Source organism: Fructobacillus sp. ESL1096 (assembly GCF_058511985.1).
In genome coordinates this window covers 746487-762391 of sequence record NZ_CP196400.1, presented here as the reverse complement: position 1 = coordinate 762391, position 15905 = coordinate 746487, and the positions used below count along the sequence as shown (strand labels likewise).

At 43.4% G+C, this 15905-nt stretch carries 20 protein-coding genes, 2 tRNA genes and 1 other RNA gene; 4 read left to right on the top strand and 19 right to left on the bottom strand.

Annotated elements, in window-relative coordinates; genetic code table 11:
* Positions 1-195: 195 nt before the first annotated feature.
* From ACSYSR_RS03655 to ACSYSR_RS03645, 3 genes are read right to left on the bottom strand one after another with little or no spacing between them, the layout of a single operon-like run.
* Complete coding sequence (locus tag ACSYSR_RS03655) at positions 196-1047, bottom strand: aldo/keto reductase (protein WP_489816112.1); 852 nt, start codon at positions 1045-1047, stop codon at positions 196-198.
* Positions 1048-1058: 11 nt separating this feature from the next.
* Positions 1059-1463 carry a cupin domain-containing protein gene (locus ACSYSR_RS03650; protein ID WP_489816113.1) on the bottom strand — a complete coding sequence of 135 codons (405 nt, stop codon included), beginning with the start codon at positions 1461-1463 and terminating at the stop codon, positions 1059-1061.
* Positions 1460-1783 (bottom strand): carboxymuconolactone decarboxylase family protein, encoded by a 324-nt coding sequence (locus tag ACSYSR_RS03645; RefSeq protein ID WP_252773389.1) that lies wholly within the window; start codon positions 1781-1783, stop codon positions 1460-1462. The genes ACSYSR_RS03650 and ACSYSR_RS03645 overlap by 4 nt, the downstream gene beginning before the upstream one ends.
* A gap of 76 nt (positions 1784-1859) precedes the next feature.
* Here ACSYSR_RS03645 and ACSYSR_RS03640 point away from each other — a divergent pair, with 76 nt between their 5' ends.
* From ACSYSR_RS03640 to ACSYSR_RS03630, 3 genes are all read left to right on the top strand, one after another.
* Positions 1860-2297, top strand: coding sequence for a MerR family transcriptional regulator (locus tag ACSYSR_RS03640; RefSeq protein WP_489816114.1), 438 nt, complete (start codon positions 1860-1862; stop codon positions 2295-2297).
* 195 nt (positions 2298-2492) lie between these two features.
* The gene (locus tag ACSYSR_RS03635) at positions 2493-3032 is read left to right on the top strand and encodes a GNAT family N-acetyltransferase (RefSeq protein WP_489816115.1); all 540 of its coding nucleotides are present in this window, start codon (positions 2493-2495) and stop codon (positions 3030-3032) included.
* A gap of 127 nt (positions 3033-3159) precedes the next feature.
* The gene (locus ACSYSR_RS03630) at positions 3160-3651 is read left to right on the top strand and encodes a GNAT family N-acetyltransferase (protein WP_489816116.1); all 492 of its coding nucleotides are present in this window, start codon (positions 3160-3162) and stop codon (positions 3649-3651) included.
* A gap of 226 nt (positions 3652-3877) precedes the next feature.
* Here the strand turns inward: ACSYSR_RS03630 and ACSYSR_RS03625 are convergent.
* A tRNA-Ser gene (locus ACSYSR_RS03625) sits at positions 3878-3965 on the bottom strand.
* A 47-nt stretch (positions 3966-4012) separates the two neighbouring features.
* The gene (locus ACSYSR_RS03620; protein ID WP_489816117.1) at positions 4013-4342 is read right to left on the bottom strand and encodes a hypothetical protein; all 330 of its coding nucleotides are present in this window, start codon (positions 4340-4342) and stop codon (positions 4013-4015) included.
* A gap of 78 nt (positions 4343-4420) precedes the next feature.
* Between ACSYSR_RS03620 and ACSYSR_RS03615 the strand changes: the two genes are divergently transcribed.
* The gene (locus ACSYSR_RS03615; protein WP_252773378.1) at positions 4421-5074 is read left to right on the top strand and encodes an NAD(P)H-hydrate epimerase; all 654 of its coding nucleotides are present in this window, start codon (positions 4421-4423) and stop codon (positions 5072-5074) included.
* Between the two features lie 81 nt (positions 5075-5155).
* On the opposite strand, the gene rlmH is transcribed toward ACSYSR_RS03615, so the two are convergent.
* The 14 genes from rlmH to ffs form a co-directional block, all read right to left on the bottom strand.
* A complete protein-coding gene (rlmH, locus tag ACSYSR_RS03610; protein WP_252773377.1) occupies positions 5156-5635 on the bottom strand; it encodes a 23S rRNA (pseudouridine(1915)-N(3))-methyltransferase RlmH in 480 nt (159 codons plus the stop codon).
* Between the two features lie 591 nt (positions 5636-6226).
* Positions 6227-6982: a M15 family metallopeptidase gene (locus ACSYSR_RS03605; protein WP_252773376.1), complete on the bottom strand. Its 756-nt coding sequence runs from the start codon at positions 6980-6982 to the stop codon at positions 6227-6229.
* Positions 6983-7049: 67 nt separating this feature from the next.
* Positions 7050-7122: transfer RNA gene (locus ACSYSR_RS03600), tRNA-Lys, on the bottom strand.
* Between the two features lie 86 nt (positions 7123-7208).
* Entirely contained in the window at positions 7209-8087 is an 879-nt protein-coding gene (locus ACSYSR_RS03595) for an ROK family protein (protein WP_252773375.1), read from the bottom strand.
* A 168-nt stretch (positions 8088-8255) separates the two neighbouring features.
* Positions 8256-9251, bottom strand: a complete 996-nt coding sequence (gene galE / locus ACSYSR_RS03590; RefSeq protein ID WP_252773374.1) for a UDP-glucose 4-epimerase GalE — start codon at positions 9249-9251, stop codon at positions 8256-8258.
* Positions 9252-10010: an acyl-[acyl-carrier-protein] thioesterase gene (locus ACSYSR_RS03585; RefSeq protein ID WP_489816118.1), complete on the bottom strand. Its 759-nt coding sequence runs from the start codon at positions 10008-10010 to the stop codon at positions 9252-9254. It lies immediately after the preceding gene.
* Positions 10003-10920, bottom strand: a complete 918-nt coding sequence (rsmI, locus tag ACSYSR_RS03580; RefSeq protein ID WP_489816119.1) for a 16S rRNA (cytidine(1402)-2'-O)-methyltransferase — start codon at positions 10918-10920, stop codon at positions 10003-10005. The genes ACSYSR_RS03585 and rsmI overlap by 8 nt, the downstream gene beginning before the upstream one ends.
* A 6-nt stretch (positions 10921-10926) precedes the next feature.
* Positions 10927-11889 carry a DNA polymerase III delta subunit-related protein gene (locus ACSYSR_RS03575; protein WP_489816120.1) on the bottom strand — a complete coding sequence of 321 codons (963 nt, stop codon included), beginning with the start codon at positions 11887-11889 and terminating at the stop codon, positions 10927-10929.
* 6 nt (positions 11890-11895) lie between these two features.
* A complete protein-coding gene (gene darA / locus ACSYSR_RS03570; RefSeq protein WP_252773370.1) occupies positions 11896-12219 on the bottom strand; it encodes a cyclic di-AMP receptor DarA in 324 nt (107 codons plus the stop codon).
* A gap of 4 nt (positions 12220-12223) precedes the next feature.
* On the bottom strand, positions 12224-12856 hold the full coding sequence (gene tmk / locus ACSYSR_RS03565; protein WP_489816121.1) for a dTMP kinase: 633 nt from the start codon (positions 12854-12856) through the stop codon (positions 12224-12226).
* Positions 12857-12865: 9 nt separating this feature from the next.
* Complete coding sequence (locus tag ACSYSR_RS03560) at positions 12866-13132, bottom strand: DUF2508 family protein (protein WP_489816122.1); 267 nt, start codon at positions 13130-13132, stop codon at positions 12866-12868.
* A complete protein-coding gene (gene recR, locus ACSYSR_RS03555; protein WP_489816123.1) occupies positions 13132-13737 on the bottom strand; it encodes a recombination mediator RecR in 606 nt (201 codons plus the stop codon). The genes ACSYSR_RS03560 and recR overlap by 1 nt, the downstream gene beginning before the upstream one ends.
* Positions 13738-13740: 3 nt before the next feature.
* Entirely contained in the window at positions 13741-15741 is a 2001-nt protein-coding gene (gene dnaX, locus ACSYSR_RS03550) for a DNA polymerase III subunit gamma/tau (protein ID WP_489816124.1), read from the bottom strand.
* A 46-nt stretch (positions 15742-15787) separates the two neighbouring features.
* An RNA gene (gene ffs / locus ACSYSR_RS03545) (signal recognition particle sRNA small type) lies at positions 15788-15874 on the bottom strand.
* Positions 15875-15905: the final 31 nt, after the last annotated feature.

The window sequence follows — 15905 nt, the reverse complement described above, 5'->3', positions numbered from 1 at the left end:
GATGACCAGCCAGATGAGTACTTTGTTTTCTTAAACAAGAATGATAACCAGATTCTGGCAGATGGAACTCAAGATAGCGAATGGCTATTGGCTAAGATGTGTGAATGAAAAAAGCTGAATGTTAACCATTCAGCCGGTTCATACCAAGAATTAATTAATCCCTTGGAAACTCTTTATCCAACAACTCCATAAAAATCACTGATAAACAGGGAAAACAGAAGTGCTGTCTGAATATTTCAATCCAGAAAACTCCGTTAATTTCTGCATCATTTCAGTTGGAATCACAAAATCAGTGGCAGCGTTCATCTTCATATGTTCCACAGTCGATGCCTTTGGCAAAGGTAACAAGCCCAATTCCAATAGGTATCGGACTGCTAATTGAGGAACCGTAACATTTAGTTTGCTAGCCAGTTGCTTAATTTCGACATTATTCATCAAATCACCATGACCGAATGGTGAATGTGCCTCAACTAAGATGTCATGCTGCTGAGCATAATTGATTAATTCAAGTGGCATGTGCCCAATATGTGCCAAGACTTGATTCACCATCGGCTTAATGTGACCGTTCTTAATTAAATTTTGCAGGTCCACCTGTTCAAAGTTTGCCACACCAATTGCTTTGACCTTACCCTCAGCGTATGCCTCTTCCATAGCTTGCCATGTCGCTAAATTCCCCTCAAAATAATGATCAGTCCCCTTATAATCAGCCCAAGGCTTTGGCGAATGAATTAACAAGAGGTCAATATAGTCAACCTTGAGCCTGCTTAAAGCATTATCGATTTCGGCTTTAGCTGTTTTATAATCCTTGACCTCAGCAGCTAATTTCGTTGTCACAAATACTTCTGAACGCTTGATACCAGCATTTCGAATCCCCTGACCAACGCCCTCTTCATTACCATAAGCAGAGGCCGTATCAATGTGGCGATAACCAACCTTGATAGCATTCTCAACTGCTCCAACAACTTCTTGATTATCAAGTAGCCAAGTACCAAAGGCAATCTTAGGAATCTTTACTTGATTTGATAATTGATATGTTTCTTCTAACAACTGAATTTCTCCTATAAATTTTGGTATGTTTTATCATCAACAGGCTCCAACCATTCAGGTGTTCCAGCCGTAATCGCAATGTGTTCAAACCAAGAGTCCGCCTGCGCTCCATGCCAATGCTTAATACCATCTTTAGTCACAATCACATCCCCCTGTTTCAAAGATTGAGCAGGTTGACCTTCTTCTTGATACCAGCCTTTTCCGTCAGTAACGAGCAAAATTTGATACCCATCATGGTGAATATGCCAGTTATTTCGTGACCCAGGTTCAAAGGTAACCGTCCCAACTGAAATTTTTTCATCGGGACTAGTGGTTAAACCATTTAAAAACGTATCACCAATAAAGAATTGCCCATATGGGTTTAGGATTCCTTTGCCAAAAATACCACCATTTTCCAATTCATTAAATTTTGTCATTGTTCTCCCCCGTATACATTTTTCAGAATACTAAAGGCCGACCACCCTTTTGGCCAACCTGTATAAAAGGCTAATTGCGTAATCAACGCAGCCATCTCTTCTTCACTAACACCATTTTCTTTGGCTTTCGCCATGTGAAACGGTAATTGCTCAAAAGCTCCCATCGAAATCAAAGCCGAATTGGTTGCTATACTTCTCGTCTTTGGATTCAAGGTATCATCGGCCCAGACTTCACCAAATAAAATATCATCATTATATCTGGCAAAATCAGGAGCAACCTGGCCCAGTTGATCACGACCTGCTGTTACTTTATCTTTCATAGTAGTCCTCCTATTGATATGGTTATTTTAATCCCTAGAGTTAACTCTAGGTCAATGGTTGTGCTATAATTTTTGCATGGCTAACAAAAAACAAACTTTTAAAATCAAAGACGTTGCGGAAAAAACCGGTTTAACTGAGTACACACTCCGCTACTATGAAAAAGAGAGACTGATTGTTCCTGATCGGACCCCTTCTAATATTCGAATTTATAGCGAAGACGATGTCAATTGGTTACTTTTTATTGAACACATGCGTTCTACCGATATGTCAATCGAGGATTTGAAACACTTTGTCAAATTGCGGCGGTATGGTAGCGATTATGAAGAAGAAATTTTACATATTTTAGTACGTCATCGAAAACAAGTAGCAGACAAATTACAACGATACCAAGAAAACCTCGACTTGCTGAACCATAAGATCGACATGTATACCGGCCAACTGCGTGACCGTGACCAGAATTTATATGAACATTTTGTTGACTGGCTGTCAGCAAAAAAAGACGAAAAACAATAGATTTTGTTTTTCGTCTTTTTGCTATCAGTAAATTGAATGCCAACCACCCACATAAACTAATCCGTTTTAAGTTATACTGTTTGTAATATTAAGCAAAGCAACTTTAAGAGTCAGGTTTTACTGATTTAAAAAAGGCAACCATCGAGTCGATTTTTGTCTATCATAGCGACAATACGAGATTGAAAAGGAAAAATTATGTTTATAGGAAAAAATGTAAAATTATCACATTATCATGAGGGTGATGGCGATAACTTCGCCAGCTGGCAATGGGATGAAAACTTTATTAATCCACTGTCTGATGACGTCATTCACCCTTTTACGGCAGAGGATTGGGAAAAGATTTTTCGTAATTCTTCTAGAAGTAACGAAACTGTTGAGTTTACTGTTCGCACGGTCGATGATGATAGCTTAATTGGGTTTGTTAGTCTATCAAACATCAGTATTCGTAACCATTCTTGTGAACTAGGTATTGGTTTTCCAAAGGAAGAAGATCGGTCTAAAGGATACGGTCAAGAAACACTGTCCTTGATATTAGACTATGGTTTCAATAACTTAAACATGCATAAAATAAAATTGTCAGTTTTCCCTTTCAACACGGGGGCTGTAAGGGCCTATACTAAGGCTGGTTTTGTTAAAGAAGGCACTTCAAAAAATGAAGTCTTTTATGCTGGTAATTGGGTCGACTTCGACCACTACGTTATTTTTCAAGAAGACTGGTTTGCCAGTCAGCAATAAAAAGATTGAATCGATGATATTAAATGCCCACTACTCTAATTCGGGTTGTGGCCCTTTACGAACATTTTTTAACCAAACTACTTAATCAGTGACAATCCATGTCACGGCCCAGTACAGGAGACTACGTATGGCAATTACTTTTGGTAAACCAAATAAAAATGATCTAGATAAAATTATGAATATTGAACATTCAGGGTTTTCTGAAGCTGAAGCGGCTACTGCAAACAGCATGTTAGAACGAATAAAAGTTATCCCAGATACTTTTATTGTTGCCTATGATGAACAGGAAGATCCTGCAGGTTATATTGTCGGTCCGGCTTCGACGGAACGTTATATTACAGACAACCTATTTGAAACTTCAGTTCCAAATTCAGTGCATGCACCTTATCAAACAATTCTTAGTTTGGTAGTATCACCAGACAAACAAAAAATGGGCATTGCAAGTCAATTATTGCAACAGTTGGCCATAGTTGCTGAGCAACAAGGACGACAGTTAATAACCCTAACATGTTTAGAAAAATTGGTTCCATTTTATGAAAGAAACGGTTATCAAGTCGACGGCATTTCTAATTCTCAACATGCTGGTGAGACTTGGTATAACATGACGAAAAAGCTTTAATTATCGAGATTGTTAAAGACAATGTTGGATTTCAACCGTAATAAAGATTCAATAAAAAGCTTACGATTTAAAATCGTAAGCTTTTTTGTCCTTTAGCCGTACTTTTCTTGTGCCAAAAAAGTACCATTTTTGTAATTTACTCTTGACTTCTCTTGATTACTCAAAAAATCAAAATCGCTTAAGACTGGGATTTGTGACGCCTCTTGACGTTCCCTGATGGTACTCATGGAGAAGAAGGGATTCGAACCCTCGCACGCTTTAACACGTCTACACCCTTAGCAAGGGCGCCTCTTCAGCCTCTTGAGTACTTCTCCGTAACAGATAATATCATAACAGATAATGTTTGTTACAGCAAGCATTTTTAACGGTTCTCGATTGCCATTACAGACAAATTAAAGTTGTCCCACAATCCTTGGTCATCTTGCTTAAAATCTTCAATCAAAGAGCTACCCTTGGCCTTGATAGTTGCGGAAAGCTCATGATAGACATCATAAAGCTCCAATTCTTTCTGATCGTTCCACTTAACCGTGTAAAAGGTTCCATCCATCCGGTAGTCCAAAATTTCTTCCAAGCCACGCAAAAGAGTCCGCTCAATCATTTCTTCTTCCGTGACTGTTTCCCCGCGGGCATTCAAAATCGCCACCTGGTCCTTTACCTGTTGATAATCATCAGCAACTTCCATGTTATCCATTTTGTGGCCGCCTTTCATTACTCTTTTTTGCTGTTCTATATTATAATTGAATATATCTATTATACTAAGGTGATTTGAATGACACAACTCGTGACAACAGAAGAAATGCAGGAACTAGACCAATACACGATGGCAACCATTGGCTTGTCAGAAGAGGTTTTGATTGAACGTGCCGCTTTGGCCGCTCTAGACGTCCTTGGCGCCGGAGCCTATGACCTCTCCAACGTTTTGGTCTTAGTGGGCTTGGGCAACAATGGTGCCGATGGGATCGCTCTGGCACGCCTATTGCATCAGCTGCACATTCCCGTTTCATTACAGTTTGTCGGTAATGCCAATAAGGCCAAGCCCGCGGTCAAGCACCAACTGCAAATTGCCGAAGCCTGCGGGGTTCCACGTTCTGAAAAATCAGACTTCAAGCAAGCCTCATTAATCATCGATGCCATCTTTGGTACCGGATTAAATAAAGATTTACCCGAGGGCCTGCAAAAGATGGTCAAGGCAGCTAATCACATCGAAAGTACCGTTGTTGCACTTGATCTGCCCACTGGCGTGAATGGTACCACTGGCCAAATCATGGGGGCTGCCCTAAAGGCCAAGACAACGATTTCCTTTGGCTTTACTAAAGTCGGTGTCACCAAAAATCCAGGAAAAAAGTCTGCTGGACAGGTGCTAGTCAAAGAAATTGGGATTGTTGTCCCGGATGACTTTCAGTTTTCAATTAATAAACAGTAACAGTGACCAGTTATACTGGTGCTAATATGAAAAAGCCAAACTCCATGGAGTTTGGCTTTTTTTGTCGCATTTGACTACTGCTTATTTATGATAAGTAGATCCCGCTGAAATCATCATTGCTCGATATATCTGTTCAACCAGCACCAAACGCATCAGCTGGTGTGGTAGTGTCAATCTTCCAAAAGAGAGTAAAAGGTTGGCCCGCTTTTTAACGACGGGATCCAGTCCCAGTGATCCACCAATAATAAAGGTTAAGGTACCATGACCCGTGTTCTTGGCAGCTTCCAATTTTTCCGCGAAGTCTTCTGAGGCCAGCTCCTGTCCTTCAATCGCTAAAACAACGACAAAGTCGCGTTCACCAATTTTACTCTGAATTCGCTCCGCTTCCTTCACCATAATTTGTTGATTTTCAGCTGCTGACGCTTTTTCAGGCGTTTTTTCATCAGAAACTTCCACCATTTCGACGGTACCAAAGCGATTCAACCGCTTGGCGTATTCCGCGATTCCCTTTTTCAGATAATCTTCTTTTAATTTTCCAACTGTTAATACTTTAATTTTCATTTTAATTTCACCACTTGTTTTGGTCTAAAAACAAAACTTAGTCCCTTTCATTCAACTTATCCACTCTTTTATCCACTATTCCCCAGACTTATACCCAAAAAATCAGCCAATATAGACCAATTTCTAGTGATTTATCCCCAAACGCACCACTTATCCACAGGTTTTGGGTGTTACTTTTCCAAAAAGAGAAAAGCCATCAGACTGGGGTTTTGGAAAACTTATCCAAATTTTTCCCCATTCCCCTTTTTACGAACAAAAAAGCACATCTGTTCCCCTCGCGTTCATGTGAATATTCGTCTTTTTATCCCATAGTCTAAAGTTGTCCTTATGCTAAAGCGCTGCATATCGCCTTTTCCTTCAGAAAAGTCGAATTTAAAAGCTATTTTGTCACTCGACTATTCATTTTACCGCAAATCAACCGAACAGACATTCTAAAATTGGTATAGTCGATAATTTTATTGATTGAAATATTATTTTTCAGTTATTTTTTAAATTCATGCCAGCATTTCAATTAAGGTACAATCTACTAAATCATGACCACAAAAAAAGCGGATAACTAGGAACATAATTCCCAATTATCCACCTTCATTTTTAAGACGCCTCTCGCGCCTTCAGAGCCTTCAAATAGGCCTCGAGGGTTAAATGATGTTTCGTTATATACTGTGCGTTTTTAACCCCAACATACCTGAAATGCCAAGACTCATAATCGATGCCTGTCTCCTTAATTGACGCCTCGTCCTTTGGGTACCGAAGAATGAAACCATATTCAGGCGCATGGTCAATCAACCAACGCTGCGAAGCAAACTGGTCCATCTCACCAGTCAAGCCTGGATACTTTGCTAAAGCATCATTTCCAGCCAGATCAATAGCCAAACCGGTTTGATGTTCCGATGAACCTGGTGTTTGCACAACCTTCTTGGTTTCAGCCAGTGCCTTTTCCTCTGATTCTCCGTTATTTTCGTTGTTTGCTAAAACATTCGCAAAGACTTCCTTCTGATATTCGATTGAACGGTAGCCCGAAACCAAGGTCGTCTCGTAACCAGCTGCTTTGGCCCCAGCCATAAAATCAATGACACTCTGCTGAATCTTTTGGTTAACGACCTTATCACCAACCTGAGCTTGGGTAAAACTAATTTCCTGATTTTCTGGATGTTGCTTATTAATCAAGACAAGATCCCAGTCTGTGCTCTTGACACCCTTTGGCAGGCTTGAGGTAGTTACCTTTGTCTGTGACCGGCTCGTCTTATGGCCCTGGTTTCGCCCGTGTAATCCCAATGCTAAAAAGGTAATCATCACTAGTAAAATCAAGCCAACAATCAACACTATGATTCGTTTTTTATTTGTCATTAGCAACCCCCTATGACCCTACGATACAAAAAAAGACCGGAATAAATTCCAGTCTTTTATTTTATGATGGTCAGTCAGGGGCTCGAACCCTGGACCCACGGATTAAGAGTCCGTTGCTCTACCAACTGAGCTAACTAACCATGAATATCTTTCACAACAAAAGATATCATAACATATATAGCAACAGTCGGCAAGCTTTTTTACCAAAAAAGCGGAATTTTCTAATTTATTTTTCTTCCGCTAACTTAGCTTGGGCTAAATAAAAGCAGCCAATGATACCAGCGTTATCGCCAGTAGAAACAGGGACAATGTAATCCTCAAAATCGGGTGTTGCCAAATAATTACGGAACTTATCGGCAAAAGCCTTACGAATCATTGGTAATAAGTTCTCGCGGTGTGGAACCCCGCCACCAAAGATAATTTTGTCGGGGCGGAGAATGACCGTAAAGTCAACTGCGGCTTGGGCCAAATAATCAGCTTCAATTTCCCAAGCGATATGGTCATCAGGTAATTCCTTAGCTGTCATCCCCCAACGTTCAGCCATGGCCGGTCCAGATGCCAAGCCTTCCAAGCAGTGGTCTTGATGGAATGGACAATGGCCCCGATAGTCATCCTTTGGATGCTTTTGAATCATAATGTGGCCTGCCTCGGGGTGGCCGTAGCCTGCCAAAAAGTGGCCACGGTTGATAATACCTGCACCAACACCCGTTCCAATCGTCAGATAAACCAACGATTGATTTTCTTTCACGGCTCCCGTCTTATACTCAGCCCATGCCGCACCATTGACGTCAGTGGTCCAGTAGTAAGGAATATCACGCCAGGCCTTCATTCGACCCATGAAATCATAACCTGACCAACCACGCTTTGGTGTATCTAAGACGCGACCATAAGTTTTGGACTCTGGATTAATATCAATCGGTCCAAACATCGCAATCCCCATTGCCTTGATATCCTCAAACTGATCAAAGTAGGCAATCACCGCATCAAGTGTCTTTTCACCGTCTTCAGTCGGAATCGACTGACGGTCAACAATCTTCATATCCTCATCACAGACAGCTAAAACAAACTTCGTACCGCCGCCTTCAATTGCTCCTAATAGTGCCATGGCGAACATCCTTTCCGCTTTGTTTTGAACCGGAGGTTGATTCTATTCAACACGTTTCCTTATCTTTATTGTAAACGCTTACAGACAAACAAACAACACTTTTTTTGCTTTTTTATTAATTATATTGCAAAATCATACTAAAAAAAGGCCTCTTTGGCCTTTTAAACTTTATTTGCGGTCATCATAGCCATTTGGATGCTTTTCTTTCCAATTCCAAGCTGTTTTGATGATGTCCTTCACATTATCAAACTTTGGTTGCCAACCCAAAACTTCTCGAGCTTGCGTTGAATCTGCAACCAAGATATCTGGGTCACCAGGACGACGTGGCCCAACCTTGGCCTCAATATTCACGCCAGTTGCTTCACGGGCTGCCTCAACCATTTCCTTAACCGAGAAACCAGTGGCAGATCCTAAGTTAAATTGAGCTGATTTGTTACCCTTGGCCAAGTAATCCAAGGCTAAAATATGGGCATCTGCCAAGTCCACAACGTGGACGTAATCCCGAACGTTGAAACCATCTGGCGTCTTATAATCATCCCCAAACATTTCGATGTATTCGCGTTGACCGGCTGCCGCCTGTAAGATGATGGGGACCAAGTGCGTTTCTGGACCATGGTCTTCACCAATTGAACCATCTTCAATAGCACCGGCCACGTTGAAGTAGCGCAAGGCTACCCACTTGATGTCATAAGCCGAATCGGCCCAAGCCATCATCTTTTCCATCATCAACTTCGATTCCCCATAAGGGTTGATTGGGTTTTGTGGGTCTGTTTCCTTGATTGGAATGTTCACTGGGTTACCGTAAGTAGCGGCCGTTGATGAAAAGACAATCTTCTTCACATCAAAGTCTTTCATCACTTCCAGCAAAGTCACCATTCCCGCCGTGTTGTTATCAAAGTACATCAATGGTTCAGCAACGGATTCTGGCACAATTGAGAAAGCCGCAAAATGAACGACAGCATCGATGTTTTCCTTTTCAAAAACTTCAGACAAGGCTTGCTTGTCGCGAATGTCGACTTGATAAAACTTAGCTTCCGGTGCCACCGCTGCTCGGTGCCCCTTTACTAAATTATCAACAACAACAACATCTTGTCCTTGGTCTAACAACCGCCGCACCATATGTGAACCAATATAGCCAGCGCCACCTAATACTAATACAGACATCTACTTTTCCTCACTTTTTTGTTTGGGCCGGTCCATCCAATTAATCACGGCCTCTGCCGAAATTCCATCTTCTTTGACAACCCGGTGTCTTGATTTATTATCTGTTAAAATTGCTTGTGATTCAACTCGGTGACCATAATGGACTTCGTTTTCATAACGAATGGTCAGCTCAGCCGCCTCATGCCCTTTCAAAAAATCAAGGGGCAACACATCCAACATCCACTCCAAGTACTTAGAATTGTTGACGTGGCGGTTTCCATCAATGTCCAAGAAACGTACCTGATAGGGCCGCCTAACCTGAACATCTGCATCTTTGATTTTATCAACCTTGACCATCTTGTCTAAACGACGCACCTCTTGGCCACCATAAGGAACAACAAGGTCTTCAGGTAGGCGCTTCATTCGCCTCGTCTCTAAGTCAATCAAGGCCCAAAGGGAATCAATGTCAATAATTATTTCACCATGTTCGTCCTTAAAGTAAAAGCCACGCATGGCAAAATAAGAAGACCACTCCCCAGCCTTGGTCTCAATTGTGATCTTCTCACCTAATTTTGGCCGGCGGGTAATCTTTAAATCATATTGTAAAATAACCCAACCCAAACCACGCTTATCGGTTTCAGTATAACCAACGTTCAAGTGTTCCCCCTGGAGCCTGGAGCATAGGATGGCCAGGTTCAAGACCATTGGTAAGGAAAGCTTGCGTGTCAGATCAACCTGATAATACTCAACAGGTCGTGTAATTGAAAAAATATCAGCCATGATCTTCCTCGATTTGATGATAAATTTTATAAACCTCTTGCCGGTTCAATCCCCGTTCTTTGGCGACCTGCTTAATCGCTTGATTCGGCTTTTGACCGGCCGTGACTAACTTGGCCACCGCTTGGTCAAGAGGGAGGTCAGCCGTTTCAGCCAAAATCTTAGCATCCCCCTGCTGTGGCTCGGCCATTTCTTTGAGGTCTTCTGTGCTAGCGCCGGCAACCATCACAACAAATTCTCCACGGGCCTGATTTTCAGTTAGCCAGTCGACCAACTCCTTCGTGGTCCCACGCAAAAATTCCTCGTAACGCTTTGTTAGCTCCCGGGCCAAGACGACTGGTCGACTAGGGCCACACACAGTAAGCAAATTTTCCATTGTTGCCTTCAAGCGGTGCGGGGCCTCATAAAAAATTAGTGTCTCGGGTCGACGAGCAAGGTCCGCCAAAACGTTCTGCTGATCTCCCTTCTTTCGTGGCAAGAAGCCATGAAAATAGAATGGTTGTGGCACAAGGCCAGAGGCAATTAACGCCGTGATACCGGCTGAGGCCCCTGGCACAGGCACAACTGGAATTCCAGCAGCAATTGCTTGGGCTACTAATTCTTTCCCCGGATCTGAGATGGAAGGCAAGCCCGCATCAGAAACCTGGGCAACCGACTGTCCTGCCAACAAATCTTGAACAATCAGTGGAGCCTTTTCCTGCCAGTTATGCTCATGAAGGGCCGTCTTTTTGTTATGAATATCAAAGTAGTTCAGTAATAACTGTGTGTGTCTTGTGTCTTCAGCTGCAATCAAATCTACGGTCGATAACACCTCAATGGCTCGCTTTGACATATCCTGAAGGTTACCGATCGGTGTGGCAACGAGGTAGAGTGTCCCCGTTGTTTGTTCTGCAAAACTTTTTTGTACCTGCATATCATCCTATCCCAAGGCCATTGTGATTTCGAGTCCCAGTTTTTCTAACCGACTTTGCCAAGAAATATTAACATTCTTCAACTGGTCGGTTTGTAAAATCAGCTTCCCAACCGCTAATAACTGGTCAGGCTGATAACGCTTAACCATTCCCTGATAAAAACCAAGCAACTGAGGAAAAGCCAATTGGTCTTGGTCAACATAAGAATAAACAGCTAAGTCGCGACCAAGCAACTGAAGCCAGGATAGAACCTGATTTTCCTGGTCCTTGACGGTCACCATGGGCAAAAGTTGTCCCTGTAGGTATGCCATTAAAGCCACATCCTCTGTCATCGCCAGTTCAAACCACTTAAAAACCTTCGGTTGGGCCTCCTTGGCGAAAGCTTCTTGAGCAACCTGACTACCAAGGTTTACTTGGTCGGATGCCTGGAGGCTCACTAACTGGGCGCGCGACCGAATCGTTGCCAACACATCGCTGGTCTGATTTGCTAAAAGCAAAATTAATTGTGGACCCACCGGCTCCTCGATAAATTTCAACAGTGAATTAGCCGCTGCTGTCGTCAACGTATCCGCCTGGTCAATCACGAAAATTTTTCGCTGTCCTTCCAAGGCAGTTGTTGTCAGTTCTGGGACCAAGGCCCTGATTTGTGCAATTTTAATCGCCGCTCCCGGCTTTTCGGGTAAAACGGTCACAAAATCTGGGTGATCAAAAGCGGCCAGTCGCTGCTTCGTTAGCTCATCTTGACCAAGTACAAAAGAAGCCAACGACTGCGCCAAGGCAATTTTTTCAGCATTGCCCACACCAGCTAACAAATAGAGGTGTGAAAGACGGTCTTCAGCCACCGCTTGCTCAAGCTGGCGGTAATTAGCCGGATAGGCCGCTGCTGCCATTGCCTGAAAATCTTGGTCAACAAGAGCTGGTGCTGCAGTATTTTGGGCTGTTTGACCCTTGTTACTATTTCTTTTAGCCATTAAAAATTAGAACTGGTAGAAATCATCAATCGTCTGCGTGAAGACAGTGGCCCCACCTACTTCAACTTCGACTGGGAAAGCCCCCGTCCGCTCTCCTTCAACACTAATTGGCGGCACCATAAACTGCTTACGCTTCTGTGAAACATCTTTAATAATTTGCAGAACTTCCTCAACTCGGTCCTCATCAATGGCAATGATAAAGGTCGTATTGCCGGACCGCAAGAAGCCACCTGATGTGGCAAGACGGGTTGCTTGAATCTTGGCCTTCACGAAGGCGTTAGCTAACTTTGTTGCATCTTTATCTTGAACAATGGCATTGACTAATTTCATCTTCTTACCTCCAATAGGTCGCTAGGACCTGCTTGACTTCTTCAATTACAGCTTGAACATCTTGGTTGGCATTGACCAGCTTGATTCGTTCTGGGCTTTTTTCCACCAATTCCAAATAAGTTTGACGGACTGTCTGATGAAAAGAAAGTTCCTCTTCATCCAGTCGGTCAATCTTACCCTTTCGATTGGCAAAAATCCTCTTCAACCCAATCTCGACCGGCAAATCCAAATAAATCGTTAAATCTGGTAGTCGTCCCTGCGTGGCAAAGGCGTTTAGTTCGGCAATCCGGTTCACCCCAAGTTGACGCCCACCACCTTGGTAAGCCAATGATGAATCAAGGTACCGGTCTGACAAAACCACCTTTCCGGCAGCAATTGCCGGCTGAACGGTTTGGACTAGGTGCTCACGTCGAGAAGCGGCATAGAGCAATGCTTCCGTCCAAGAATCCATTGCCGGCTCCGTTTTTTCTTGGAGCAGCGTTCGAATTCCTTCAGCAATCGGTGTTCCACCTGGTTCTCTAGTTACTAAGACATCTGCCTGAGCCAGTTCTGCTAAGTACGGACGCACCGCCTCAATCACCGTGGTTTTTCCTGCCCCCTCCGGACCCTCAAATGACAAAAAATGCATTTCACTCATGGGCAGCTCCTATTCCTGTGGTTGCTTGAAAATCAGCGGTTGCTTCGCCACTGCCTTGCGACGTCGAGCCTCATTGTAAAGGTAGGAGAACTTCACCTTGTCGACTGCCGTTCGGGCTTGAATCATATGACCGTTAACCCGCGAATCGACCAATGCCGTTTCGGACTCTTGCGCTTGGTGGTATTCTAAACGTGCTTGATTAATTTGACTTAAAAGTAATGCATCAAATTTTTCTTTGAGGAAACCAGTATTCACTTTTTTCTTTTTATTAAACATTAGAGCTCATTTCTGCCTTCGATGGACTTAATCAAAGTCAATTGATCCGCATAATCAATATCGGCCCCAACCGCTAAGCCGGTTGCTAGTCGAGTCACTTTAATATTAGCCGGCTTCAAAAGGCGGGCCAAGTACATCGCGGTGGCTTCACCATCGGTATTGGCGTTCGTCCCAACAATCACTTCTTGAATCTGCTCATCCTTTGAAAGACGCTTAATTAAAGATGGCAGATTAATATCCTCTGGCCCTGTTCCGGCACTAGGAGAAATCACACCATTTAAAACATGATAAAGTCCGTGATATTCCCCAGTCTGCTCCATTGCCATCACATCCTTTGGGTTTTGTAAGACCAAAACTGTACTCTGATCACGGCTAGCATCGGAACAAATAGCACAAGGATTTTGATCCTTTGTTGTTATATTACCGCAAATTTCGCAAAATGTAACCGATTCTTTCGCTGTTGCCAAGGCATTGGCAAAGGAATTGACATCCTCTCGGTCCATCCCCAATGTGTAAAAAGCTAATCGGCTGGCAGTTTTTGCCCCAATTCCCGGTAACTTTGAATATGAATCGATTAATTTTGCAATTGGTTCTGGATATTGCATGTCCTATTTTCCTTCATCATCTGTTTGGGTCACAACGACCAAATCGTCCCCAAAGAGGGCTTTGGCTTCTTGTACTAAATCAGGACCCTGGTCAACTTTTTCTTGGTTGGCCGTCTCAGTCACTGCCGCTGACTGGTCGTACTTTGGTTCTAAGACCAGTGGAGTCAAGTCATCAAGAGCAATCTCGATTTTTTTCCCTGACCGCAAGGCTGTCACGTAAGCTGCTCGGTCATTTTGCCATTCGTCCTTGCTCCGGATGACTAGAATTTCTGGTAACTGATTTTTGCGCAGTGCAGCTGCCAAATTAGCCAACAAAGCGGTATTTTGTATACTAGCGTCCATAATTGCTGGAAAATCAAAGGCTAAAATCAAGGCCCGGTCGGAAGCAGCCATTGGTTCGACCGTCTGTAAGACTGCTTGGTCTTTAACTGCAAAATCCTTGACTAGGTCAGGCCAGACGTTTTGCGCCTTTGTCAGCCAATCTCGCTTTGCCTGAGACAGAACTGCTTGAACGGGCTCTTGACCGATATAAACAGTTGGTAATTCTCGCGAAACTGATTCTTTGGCTGGCGCTGCTTGTACTTGAGCGTAAGACGCGTCGTTCTGTGACTTTCCCGTTGATTGATTTGCCGCCGGGTCAATTGGTGAAGGCCGCTCTTCACCAGCAAAATCAGTATCCCCTAACAAATCATTATCCTGCTCTAACCCTGTCAGTGGTCTTTGCTCTGATTGAGCCTGTCGACCCGCTGCCTCTTTAGCAGCTGGTTCTCCTTGAATTCTTTCAGTGACCTTGTCCTCAGTCACTGCAGCTTGTTTGGTTGCCGCAGCCTCAACAATAGCCGGCTTAGTCTGGTCTGTATCAACTGGCTTAGCAGCTATTTTTACTTCTTTTGTGTTTTCCCTGCGTGTAAAAGGTTCTTCATGCAACTTTCCTTGATTAACTCGGGAAGCTGACTGACTTTGATCTGCGTCTGCTAATGTTAGCTTAACCGTCAAGATTTCAAGGTAAATATCGCTTTGCAATGAGGCAGCCAATTGGGTCTTCACATCATCGATAACGACAAGCATTTGTTGCAATTGGTCTTGGGAAATTTTGGCTTTAAAGGCTTTTAGCTCTTTTATCTTACTAGTTGCCTGCACCAGATCCGGCGCTAAGTCAACGAGCATCACATCTCGCAGGGTAGCCATCAAGTCAGCTAAAAAGCGATTAGCGTCCTTTCCTGCTAACAAAATTGCAGACAAAGTTGCTAAAGCAGCTGCCGTGTCGCGGTCTAATATTTGATTTAAGTAAGTCAGTAACTGATCGATTTTGACCGATCCGGTTACCGTCAGGGCGTTTTCGAGCGAAATTTTATCTGGACCATAGGCAATTACCTGATCTAAAATTGACAAAGCATCGCGCATCCCACCTTCCGCAGCAGTGGCCACAACCTCTAAAGCCTGGTCTTCAAATGGCTGCTCTTCCTGGTGCAAAATTTCAATCATGCGGTTCTTAATCGTTTCGTTAGAAAGCCGCTTAAACTCAAAGCGCTGTGTCCGCGACAAAATGGTGGCAGGCATTTTTTGCACTTCAGTCGTCGCCAAAATAAACTTTACTTGAGCCGGTGGCTCCTCTAAAGTCTTCAAAAGTGCATTAAAGGCGCCCGTCGATAGCATGTGGGCCTCATCAATAATATAAATCTTAAATGGTGCTTCGATTGGGGCGTAATTAGCCGAATCTCGAATAGATCGGATTTCATCAACTCCGTTATTCGAAGCCGCATCAATTTCAATAATGTCGGGGTGGGACTCATTTGCCTGGTCCTGGCTAATGCCATTGACTTCGCGGGCGAAAATCTTAGCCGCTGAGGTCTTTCCCGTTCCGCGTGGACCCGAGAATAGGTATGCGTGACCTGTTTGTTTCTGCTCAATGGCGTTCTCGAGCGTCTTGGTAATCACTTCTTGGCCGACCATTTGCTCAAAAGTCCTTGGCCGGTACACCCGGTAAAGTGCTTGATATGCCATGGTGGTCCCCTCCCTTACAAAAAAAGCCGCCGTTTGGCGGTTTTGCTATGTACACAAGCACAAGGTTAATCAATCTTAGAGCTGCTACATTTCTGTCCTGACTCGGTTCGAAAGGCAACCCTTGCCTGCACTGTTATTATAGCGAAATATCAGGTTTTTAGCAA

Bases quoted from the DNA above. Each gene is read 5' to 3' on its own strand.
- ACSYSR_RS03650 (WP_489816113.1), bottom strand. From the start codon at position 1,463: ATGACAAAATTTAATGAATTGGAAAATGGTGGTATTTTTGGCAAAGGA.
- ACSYSR_RS03645 (WP_252773389.1), bottom strand. From the start codon at position 1,783: ATGAAAGATAAAGTAACAGCAGGTCGTGATCAACTGGGCCAGGTTGCT.
- ACSYSR_RS03640 (WP_489816114.1), top strand. From the start codon at position 1,860: ATGGCTAACAAAAAACAAACTTTTAAAATCAAAGACGTTGCGGAAAAA.
- ACSYSR_RS03635 (WP_489816115.1), top strand. From the start codon at position 2,493: ATGTTTATAGGAAAAAATGTAAAATTATCACATTATCATGAGGGTGAT.
- ACSYSR_RS03630 (WP_489816116.1), top strand. From the start codon at position 3,160: ATGGCAATTACTTTTGGTAAACCAAATAAAAATGATCTAGATAAAATT.
- ACSYSR_RS03620 (WP_489816117.1), bottom strand. From the start codon at position 4,342: ATGGATAACATGGAAGTTGCTGATGATTATCAACAGGTAAAGGACCAG.
- ACSYSR_RS03615 (WP_252773378.1), top strand. From the start codon at position 4,421: ATGACACAACTCGTGACAACAGAAGAAATGCAGGAACTAGACCAATAC.
- rlmH (WP_252773377.1), bottom strand. From the start codon at position 5,635: ATGAAAATTAAAGTATTAACAGTTGGAAAATTAAAAGAAGATTATCTG.
- ACSYSR_RS03605 (WP_252773376.1), bottom strand. From the start codon at position 6,982: ATGACAAATAAAAAACGAATCATAGTGTTGATTGTTGGCTTGATTTTA.
- ACSYSR_RS03595 (WP_252773375.1), bottom strand. From the start codon at position 8,087: ATGGCACTATTAGGAGCAATTGAAGGCGGCGGTACGAAGTTTGTTTTA.
- galE (WP_252773374.1), bottom strand. From the start codon at position 9,251: ATGTCTGTATTAGTATTAGGTGGCGCTGGCTATATTGGTTCACATATG.
- ACSYSR_RS03585 (WP_489816118.1), bottom strand. From the start codon at position 10,010: ATGGCTGATATTTTTTCAATTACACGACCTGTTGAGTATTATCAGGTT.
- rsmI (WP_489816119.1), bottom strand. From the start codon at position 10,920: ATGCAGGTACAAAAAAGTTTTGCAGAACAAACAACGGGGACACTCTAC.
- ACSYSR_RS03575 (WP_489816120.1), bottom strand. From the start codon at position 11,889: ATGGCTAAAAGAAATAGTAACAAGGGTCAAACAGCCCAAAATACTGCA.
- darA (WP_252773370.1), bottom strand. From the start codon at position 12,219: ATGAAATTAGTCAATGCCATTGTTCAAGATAAAGATGCAACAAAGTTA.
- tmk (WP_489816121.1), bottom strand. From the start codon at position 12,856: ATGAGTGAAATGCATTTTTTGTCATTTGAGGGTCCGGAGGGGGCAGGA.
- ACSYSR_RS03560 (WP_489816122.1), bottom strand. From the start codon at position 13,132: ATGTTTAATAAAAAGAAAAAAGTGAATACTGGTTTCCTCAAAGAAAAA.
- recR (WP_489816123.1), bottom strand. From the start codon at position 13,737: ATGCAATATCCAGAACCAATTGCAAAATTAATCGATTCATATTCAAAG.
- dnaX (WP_489816124.1), bottom strand. From the start codon at position 15,741: ATGGCATATCAAGCACTTTACCGGGTGTACCGGCCAAGGACTTTTGAG.